This window comes from Rhizobium sp. 01T444 (genome assembly GCF_056398305.1).
This window is the reverse complement of sequence record NZ_JBFTPD010000073.1, coordinates 1-4,723: the sequence shown is the minus strand read 5'-3', so window position 1 is coordinate 4,723 and position 4,723 is coordinate 1. Positions and strand designations below refer to the sequence as shown.

The following is a 4,723-nucleotide window of genomic DNA, read 5'->3' as shown; positions in this document are numbered from 1 at the left end:
GCCTCATCCTGTGCTACGAGGTCCGCGGCAACGGCCTCAATCAACTGTTCAGGTTGGGATTTTGAAGCGGGCGGAGGACCAAGAGCCAGCAAACGGTCTCTCACGACCAGGATTCCGACGGCCTTCCGCCCGCAACCCTTCTACCACAGTTCCAACACACAGGATTCCTGTGACAAGCACAGGAATGACGGAGGAGAGAGAGGCGTCAAGTCCTCAATCGACGCCGATCACCCCAAACCACCCATGGCAACCCGCAAATATCCGGCTATGCTGCTCCCAACACCGAAGCAGACCCGGGAGAACCCGCGCGTGCCGCATATCTACATCGTCACCGATTGCGAATTCGACGGCCCGATACCGGGTACGCATTCGATGCTGTCCTTCGCCTCCGTCGCCGTTTCCGAGTCCGGCCAGGCTCTCGGCGAGTTCGAAGCCGTGCTGCAGCCGCTCGAGGGCGCCGGGCGCGACCCTGTGACGACGGCCTTCTGGCAGGCCCATCCGCAAGCCTTCGCGGCGGCGACCGAAAACCCCGAGCCGGCCGCCGAGGTCATGGCTCGCTTCATCGCCTGGGTGAAAACCTTCAAGGCCGAGCCGATCTTTGCCGCTCACCCTGTGGCGCTCGATGGTCCCTGGCTCGATCACTACCTGAATCGGTTCAGCGGCCGGCCGCTGTTCCAGGGGCCGTGGATTGCCGATCGCCTGTTTCGCCATCCGCCGCTCTGCATCCTGTCGCTGGTGGCGGGTGCGACGGGCCGCAAGCCGTGGGAATGCGATATCGCCCATTATCCGCGCGAATGGCTGGGCAATGTGCCCCACACGCACCGCGCCATCGATGATGCGCGCGGCTATGCCAATCTCCTGCATTTCTTCCTGACCCGGCGCGAACCCGGCGGCGGCTACCGGCCGCTTCTGTCATAGGCCGAGCTCTAGGTAAGCTGTACCAGGCCGGCCTCCGTCGGCCTGAAACCGCAGGCGCGGTAAAAGCCGGTCAGATGCGGCTCGAAATCGACATGCAGCCATTCGGCCCCGCGCTCCCGGGCAATCCGCACCGCCTCCGTCACCAGCGCAGTCGCAATGCCCTGCCGGCGCAGATCCGGATGAACTGAAGTATCGAGGATGAAGGCGTGGATGCCGCCATCCCAGGCGACATTGACGAAGCCGATCAGCCGCCCGTCGTCATAGGCGCCGAGATGGGCAAGGCTGCGCGGCAGGATGCGGGCGAAATCCGGTGCCTGCGCGCCATCCCAGGCGGCGGCCCAGAGAGCGCCGAATTCATCGGGCGAGGGGAATGGGTCGATGCGGATGTCTGGCATTGCTTGTTGTCCGAGTCCGGTCGGTGGCGTTTCTGTCGATTCACGCTACAGAAAATGCAGCCGCTCGGCCATGCCGGCGCTCGGGTTCGGGCTTTCCGAGCCTGCTCTGCGCGACGAAACCGCCGTGCCCGCACAGCTCAATCCTCCCCATCCGCCTCTCTTCCGGCGATCTTTCTGCTGTGGTCGTCACGGGCCAGTTCCAGCTCTTCCATAGTCGGAAGCGGGCCGCCCGCCAGCGCCTTGTTGTCTGCCTGGCCTTCACCGGGCTTTTCCGCCGTAGCCGGCTCATCGCCGTCCGTATCCAGCGTGGCGCGGGCAGTTTCGGCTTCGGCGATCATCTCGCCTGCGGAGGGGCTTCGGGCAGGGCGGTTCTCATTGGCAGTCGCATGCCGGCCTGTGGCGGAAGGGGCCGGTCTGGTGATCTCGTCGATTTTCTTGCGCATGCTTATCCATCGATCGTGTGGGGCCGATCGCAATCGGTCGTGTGTGGGGGAATCGGTTTGGGCTCGTGCCCGGCAACGTGGAACCCGGCGCGGGGCCGGGCTCCTCGCCTCCGGCCTGCGTTCGAGCGATGCCGGAGGTCGGCGCGCAGCCGCGCCGAGACGAATGGGTGCGCTAGAGATCCCGCGACAGCTCGTTATGAACGCTGCGCACGCCGCGTGTCCGCAGGGTCACCTGCTCGGCGAGCGAGATTTCCTCGCTGACGGAGACCCAGCCGGCGAGCGTGACGTCGCTGCCGCGCGCCGTTACGAAAATATAGCTGGGATCGAGATCGCCCGTATGGGCAAGCGCATCGTAGACAGCCGTTTCGAGATCGACGTCTTCGGGTTGAGCACGCGGGCGTCTGCCCACCACGCTCAGATGTTTTCTGTCGACTGACATGTCTCATCTCCGTGCCCGGTTCATCCCGGGCGTGAAATTGAAGCGTGTCGCGATCTCCAGGATTCGTTTTCCACGCTTTAAGTCTTCGTTTTACGCATGTCGTCGTCGCAAACCGCTGCGCACTTTTGCGCGATATGCTTTAGCGGCGGATATCCTTCTCCGTCAGCGTATACCGGTCCTTGCCGCCGCGGCCGTAGACACCGGATGCCGCCTCCAGAATGGCGGGGCGCGCCGCATCGAAGGCGTTCAGGCATTCGGCCTCCGTGCGGCCCGTCTGGGCGATGGAGCGCAACGCGCTCGCCTCGATCAGAAACCGCACCTCAAACATGCCGTCATAGCCGGAGAAACGAACCCCATCGCGGCCCTCGTCGAAACTGCGGCTTCTATTGGGGAAGATCAGGGACATCGAAGTTTCTCCAGAAATTGGCGCCTCCGGCTCCTGCCAGGGACTCATAAGCGGCCACGCCTGATACCAGGCGGGGATATGCACGGCTCATCATCGAATGCGTCAGAGGTCTTTTTCAGCGCGGTCTCCTAAGCGTCTGGGCGTATGAGAGACATTGCTCTTTGCCGGCCCTTTCGGGGCGCGGCCATGCTGCTCAGGATGCTGCGAAAAAGCTGTTCTGCAAAGTGTCGGAAGACAGCGCGTCTTCCCTTGAGGGCATCGGGTAAACCGATGCAAAAGGCGGTTTTATTCCATATGCCGCCACACTGGGGATATGGGGCGCCGGCCGGCCATTACAATGACCGGGCGCTAATAAACCCGGCTCGTTTCAGAGGGTGCCGCCGCTGCCCGAAGGCATGTTCGGCGGCAATGACATGCCGCTCGTTCAACGCCGCCTACTGCGCATCGCCCAGCAGCGCACTGAGGCTCCAGGGCTCTTCGCCCTGCTGGTTGGCAATATCCTCCACCTTCCAGCCGCCGTGCTCCTTCACCAGCGTATAATAGAGCGTCACCTCTTCGCCGTTGCGGAACTGCACCTCCAGTTCGGCGCGATCGTCCAGCAGGATCGGCTGGCCGATCTTCAGGTTATCAGCCTCGCCATCCTGCCCGGCAATGACGGGATCGAAATCGAGCGCGCCGACTTCGCCATCAGGCGTGTTGTCGAGATTGGCTTGGAGCATCCGTTCAGGTGGTCGGAGAAGAAAGCCGAATAGGGCGAGGGGGTGTGGTCGGAGGCGGTGTTAGTGTTGAAGCTGTAGAGGGCCTGTACGAGTGCTTTCGGGGTTTTGTCTTCGACAATCTCGCCGATGGCGCTTAGCGTATTGGGCCTGTCTTCCTTCACATGGTTGCCATCCGCATCGCGAAAGCCGCCCGTGCGGGAGGAATGCCCCGCCTGCATGGTCGTCGCTTCCCATTTTCCACGCACCACGCCCGCGAACGCGAGGCAGGGTGGAGTTAGGTCGGGATGGAGGAGATCAATTGAACAGGGGTGGGTGGTGAAGGGGCGAGGCGGCTACGATAGCTCCTTGCGCCAGCAAGACAGGTGGCAGGGGATGGAGGGAGAGGGCGCCCAAGCGCCATACATTCCGTGCTTGTCGTAAGGATTTTAAATATTTTTTAGAAAATACGGGCGCTTAATATGAAGTTAATAATATTTTCTGAAGAGTATGTTTTAAATTCTGGAGTATATTTTCCCCAAAAGTCGATAATATCTCCACCTGTATCGATTATCATAATGTTTTTCTTGTTTACTTCTTGTGCGATGCAATAGTATTCAAATATTGTTGCTTCAGATTTTCTGTACATAGGAGAATTTAATATTATAACATTTCTTGTTTTTGTGTATATAAACCGCATAGCATCATATATATCAATTCCGCTTTGCGAGTATACTCTCTCAAGATAATGATAATATGATACCGAATAAAACTTGCAGAATTCGCTTATCGTGCTTGCCTCTGCCTCGGCGTCGGACGCGAAGCTCAGGGCAATCCCGGGCACCCCAATTTGCTTCTCTAGATTAATCAATGAGGTCAAACGCGACACCACCAAGAGGTTCCATCAACACCGCCTGTGTAATTAACCGCTCAGCAGCGGGTGCAGCTGCGCTCGCGATAGCAACTTCAATATAATGCCCTTTGTCAAATTCGACGATTACATTGTGGCGCTTCATCACCCGGTATATATTCTTAAACGACACTGCACTGTTGGATTGGCCATAATATCGCTCTAGGTTCGAACGATTAACGCGTCTGAATCCCCCATGTTTGTGGAAATCAGAGATAAACGACCTCAGCGAGTCAAATACTTGCTCCGCGCTACTTGAGATTTTCTTGTTTGCCGAACTTATGACACTCTCGAAAGCATCATCGAACAGACAATCAGGTGCAAAAGATGCGAGATGGATGCCGCTGGCTTTTGAAAAGCCTCCAGTGCAATTCGAGAATTTGCATTTCTTAAATGATGTTCTTCCATCAAATTGGCATGCAAAGAAATCCATGGAGTTAAATAAGCAGTTTTCAACCTCTAAGCCGCGAAAATCCAGCTTTAGCTTTTTTTCTTCCGGTAGGAGACCATCTAAAAC

6 protein-coding genes and 1 pseudogene are annotated in these 4,723 nt (G+C 58.3%); 1 reads left to right on the top strand and 6 read right to left on the bottom strand.

Annotation, left to right across the window (positions count from 1 at the left end; genetic code table 11):
- The first annotated feature begins 243 nt into the window (after positions 1–243).
- Positions 244–918, top strand: coding sequence for an exonuclease domain-containing protein (locus AC1DTN_RS37055; protein ID WP_477925061.1), 675 nt, complete (start codon positions 244–246; stop codon positions 916–918).
- Positions 919–926: 8 nt separating this feature from the next.
- Here the strand turns inward: AC1DTN_RS37055 and AC1DTN_RS37050 are convergent, their stop codons facing one another.
- The 6 genes and pseudogenes from AC1DTN_RS37050 to AC1DTN_RS37025 all read right to left on the bottom strand — a co-directional run.
- On the bottom strand, positions 927–1,313 hold the full coding sequence (locus AC1DTN_RS37050) for a GNAT family N-acetyltransferase (protein WP_477925060.1): 387 nt from the start codon (positions 1,311–1,313) through the stop codon (positions 927–929).
- 137 nt (positions 1,314–1,450) lie between these two features.
- Positions 1,451–1,756, bottom strand: a complete 306-nt coding sequence (locus tag AC1DTN_RS37045; protein ID WP_310390557.1) for a hypothetical protein — start codon at positions 1,754–1,756, stop codon at positions 1,451–1,453.
- 172 nt (positions 1,757–1,928) lie between these two features.
- Positions 1,929–2,195 (bottom strand): BON domain-containing protein, encoded by a 267-nt coding sequence (locus AC1DTN_RS37040; protein ID WP_310390556.1) that lies wholly within the window; start codon positions 2,193–2,195, stop codon positions 1,929–1,931.
- A 139-nt stretch (positions 2,196–2,334) separates the two neighbouring features.
- A complete protein-coding gene (locus tag AC1DTN_RS37035) occupies positions 2,335–2,601 on the bottom strand; it encodes a DUF1488 family protein (RefSeq protein WP_007818474.1) in 267 nt (88 codons plus the stop codon).
- A gap of 434 nt (positions 2,602–3,035) precedes the next feature.
- Positions 3,036–3,427 (bottom strand): annotated as a pseudogene (locus tag AC1DTN_RS37030) (DUF3828 domain-containing protein); the annotation flags it as partial.
- Between the two features lie 732 nt (positions 3,428–4,159).
- Positions 4,160–4,723, bottom strand: a 564-nt coding sequence (locus AC1DTN_RS37025) for a hypothetical protein (RefSeq protein ID WP_477925058.1), incomplete at its 5' end; no start/stop codon positions are given.

Coding starts and splice junctions, on each gene's coding strand:
- AC1DTN_RS37055 (WP_477925061.1), top strand. CDS start 244: ATGGCAACCCGCAAATATCCGGCTATGCTGCTCCCAACACCGAAGCAG.
- AC1DTN_RS37050 (WP_477925060.1), bottom strand. CDS start 1,313: ATGCCAGACATCCGCATCGACCCATTCCCCTCGCCCGATGAATTCGGC.
- AC1DTN_RS37045 (WP_310390557.1), bottom strand. CDS start 1,756: ATGCGCAAGAAAATCGACGAGATCACCAGACCGGCCCCTTCCGCCACA.
- AC1DTN_RS37040 (WP_310390556.1), bottom strand. CDS start 2,195: ATGTCAGTCGACAGAAAACATCTGAGCGTGGTGGGCAGACGCCCGCGT.
- AC1DTN_RS37035 (WP_007818474.1), bottom strand. CDS start 2,601: ATGTCCCTGATCTTCCCCAATAGAAGCCGCAGTTTCGACGAGGGCCGC.